This window comes from uncultured Arthrobacter sp. (genome assembly GCF_902805515.1).
GTDB lineage: Bacteria > Actinomycetota > Actinomycetes > Actinomycetales > Micrococcaceae > Arthrobacter_D.
Genome location: NZ_CADCTE010000133.1, coordinates 1 through 2,495, shown reverse-complemented (window position 1 = coordinate 2,495; position 2,495 = coordinate 1). Strand labels below are relative to the sequence as shown.

2 protein-coding genes are annotated in these 2,495 nt (G+C 69.2%); one reads left to right on the top strand and one right to left on the bottom strand.

Annotated elements, in window-relative coordinates; all coding sequences use genetic code 11:
* Positions 1-211: 211 nt before the first annotated feature.
* Positions 212-1,507, top strand: coding sequence for an IS256 family transposase (locus tag QZX79_RS11860; protein WP_294568481.1), 1,296 nt, complete (start codon positions 212-214; stop codon positions 1,505-1,507).
* Here the strand turns inward: QZX79_RS11860 and QZX79_RS11855 are convergent.
* On the bottom strand, positions 1,452-2,495 hold a 1,044-nt coding region (locus tag QZX79_RS11855; RefSeq protein WP_294568480.1), incomplete at its 5' end, for an aminotransferase class I/II-fold pyridoxal phosphate-dependent enzyme. The genes QZX79_RS11860 and QZX79_RS11855 overlap by 56 nt on opposite strands.

The following is a 2,495-nucleotide window of genomic DNA, read 5'->3' as shown; positions in this document are numbered from 1 at the left end:
TGATCTCAGCGAGATTCGAAGGGCGCTCCCGCCTCCGGAGGGGCGGCTCGCATGACCTGTTACAGCGTCTCTGACCAGCACGTTCGCTGTCGGTCCCCATGAGCAATGCTTGAGACCTGTGGATGAGGCGAGACGGGTCGTACCCTCCCGATCATCTTGAAGGCCCTCAAGCAAGGCCGGCGCGCCAACGCCGGTCGGGAAGGTACGACCCGTGCTCACCGTAGTTCCTGGAGCTGCCGACGCCGATGACCCCCGCCGCGACGGCGCTGGATCGTCGGGTTCGTCGGTGATCGACGAGTTGGTCCGCGAGGGTGCTCGCCGGATGCTCGCGGAGGCGTTGCAGGCCGAGGTCGACGACTACATCGCCCAGTTCCGCGACCAGCGCGACGCCAACGGGCGGCGGCTGGTCGTGCGCAACGGCAGCCACCAGCCCCGCGAGGTGCTGACCTCGGCCGGGGCGGTCGAGGTGACCGTGCCGCGGGTCAACGACCGCCGCACCGACCCCGATACCGGCGAACGTCGCCGGTTCTCCTCGGCGATCCTGCCGCCCTGGTGCCGCAAGACCCCGAAGATCACCGAAGTCCTGCCGCTGCTCTACCTGCACGGACTGTCCTCGGGAGACTTCGTGCCCGCGCTGGGCCAGTTCCTCGGCTCCACGACGGGGCTGTCCGGGCCGGTGATCACGAAGCTGACCGAGGCGTGGAAGGCCGAGCAGCAGGCGTTCTCCCGGCGGGACCTGTCCGGGGCCGATTACGTCTACCTGTGGGCCGACGGGATCCACGTCAACATCCGGCTCGAGGAGCACAAGCTGTGCCTGCTGGTGTTGATCGGTGTCCGGGCCGACGGGCGCAAGGAGCTCGTCGCGCTGGCCGATGGCTACCGCGAGTCGACCGAGTCCTGGGCCGACCTGCTCCGCGACTGCGCGCGGCGGGGCATGCGCGCCCCGGTCCTCGCGGTCGGCGATGGTGCGCTCGGGTTCTGGGGTGCCCTGCGCGAGGTCTTCCCCGCCACGCGGGAGCAACGCTGCTGGTTCCACAAGATCGCCAACGTGCTCGGTGCCCTGCCGAAGTCCGCCCACCCGGGCGCGAAGAAGGCCCTGGCCGAGATCTGGAACGCCGAGGACCGCCGCCACGCCCTCGATGCCGTGAGGTCCTTCGAGGCCGCCTACGGGGCGAAGTTCCCCAAGGCCGTCACGAAGATCACCGACGATGCCGAGGTGCTGTTGGCGGTCTACGACTTCCCCGCCGAGCACTGGATCCACCTGCGCACCACGAACCCGATCGAGTCAACCTTCGCCACCGTCCGGCACCGCACGAAGATCACCCGCGGACCCGGCTCCCGAGCGGCCGGGCTCGCGATGGCGTTCAAGCTCATCGAGGCCGCCCAGGACCGCTGGCGGGCGGTGAACGGCCCGCACCTGGTCGCGCTCGTCCGCGCCGGCGCGCTGTTCATCAACGGCAAGCTCGTGGAACGACCCGACGACCACCACCAACCAGAAGCCGCCTAAAGATCTTCATCCACAGGTCTTGACTATTGCTCCCGGCCCGTCGCCGCGGGCTCAGGCTGCCACCACGACGGCGCTCGGCGACGTGGATGCGGAGCTGCTCCGCCGCCCACCGCAGCTCAGTCTCCGTTGCCAGGGTGACGACGCGCAGGTGGTTGTTGCCCGGCCAGTTGAACGAGCTGCCAGGCGAGAGGAGCACTCCACGGCGCACGAGGACGTCGAAGACGAGGCTCGCGTCGTCTTCCACGCCCCACACTGAGCGGTCGAGTTTCGGGAAGGCGTAGAGCCCGGCCTGGGGTCGGACGCACGTCACTCCAGGAACGCTGGTCAGGGCCTCGTGCGCCGCGTCACGCTGCGCGCACAGCCGCCCCCCTGGCAACACGAGACCGCGTACGCCATGCTCCCCGGACAGTGCCACCTCAACCGCCAGCTGTCCCGGCACGTTCGCCCCTAGCCGCATGCCGGCGAGGACGTCCAGCCGCGACCGAAGCACCGCCGTGCCTGCCGTCCCGGCCCTGGGACCGGTGACCGTCAGCCAGCCCCCCCGGTAGCCGGCGAGTAGGTACGCCTTGGAGAGACCGTTGAAGGTCAGGCACGTCACATCGGGGGCGAGCACGGCCGTGGCCACGTGTGTCTGACCGTCGTAGAGGACCTGATCGTAAATCTCATCGGAGAGGATCGTCAGGTTGGCCCGGCGCGCCACCTCCGCGATCTGCCCGAGCAGACTCGCCGGATATAGCGCCCCCGTGGGGTTGTTGGGGTTGATGATTACCACGGCCCGGGTGCGCGGTGTGACCGCGCGAGCCATCGCCTTGACGTCGGGCAGCCAGCCCGCCGACTCGTCGCAGGGATAAGGCACTGCGGTCCCGCCCGCGAGAGTGACCCCTGCCGTCCACAGCGGGTAGTCAGGGCATGGGACTAGCACCTCGTCGCCGTCGTCGAGGATGGCCTGCAGGCTCATGAGGATGAGGTCAGAGACTCCGTTGCCCAT